General features: G+C 69.6%; 1 protein-coding gene. It reads right to left on the bottom strand.

Annotated elements, in window-relative coordinates; translation table 11 throughout:
- Positions 1–745 (bottom strand): acyltransferase domain-containing protein (locus tag IE239_RS41535; protein WP_308435473.1); only part of this gene is annotated, 745 nt, incomplete at its 3' end.
- Positions 746–761 lie beyond the last annotated feature (16 nt).

Below are 761 nucleotides of genomic sequence, written 5' to 3'. Positions count from 1 at the left end.
CCATCGCACCACCCGACGGCAACGCCTGCATCAACCGGCCACGCGCCACCACCAGACGACACGCATCCGCCAACGACCACACACCCGCCACATACGCCGCCGCCAGCTCACCGACGGAATGCCCCGCCAGCACGTCCGGCCGCACACCCCACGACTCCAACAGCCGGAACAACGCCACTTCCAAAGCGAACAGCGCCGGCTGCGCGAACTCCGTCCGGTTCAGCAGCTCCGCATCCTCACCGAACACCACCTCCCTCAACGGGCACGGCAGCCCGGTGTCCAGGTGAGCGCAAACCGCGTCGAAAGCCTCCGCGAAAACCGGATACGCCTCATACAACTCCCGCCCCATACCAAGACGTTGCGAGCCCTGACCCGCGAACAGGAACGCCGTACGCCCCCGCAGCACACTGCCCCGCACCACCCGCGCATCCGACTCACCCCCCGCCAACGCCACCAGCCCCGCCCGCAACTCCTCCACACCCGAACCCACCACCACCGCACGGTCCTCGAACACCGACCGCGTCACCGCCAGCGACAACCCCACCTCGACCGGAGAACCCCCCACCCCCTCCAACAGCCTCGCCGCCTGCGCCCGCAACGCACCCTCACCACGCCCCGAAACCGGCCACAACACCACACCACCAACACCACCCACACCCACACCCACACCCGCACCCGCACCCGGCCCGGCGACCCCCTCCACCACCTCCGACTCCCCGACCGCCTCAGCCTCCTCCAGCACCACATGCGCGTTCGTGCCG

Origin of the sequence: Streptomyces humidus (genome assembly GCF_014649655.1) — a bacterium.
Taxonomy (GTDB): domain Bacteria; phylum Actinomycetota; class Actinomycetes; order Streptomycetales; family Streptomycetaceae; genus Streptomyces; species Streptomyces humidus.
Note: the sequence above shows the minus strand (reverse complement) of the source record. Positions and strands in the feature narration are given on the sequence as shown.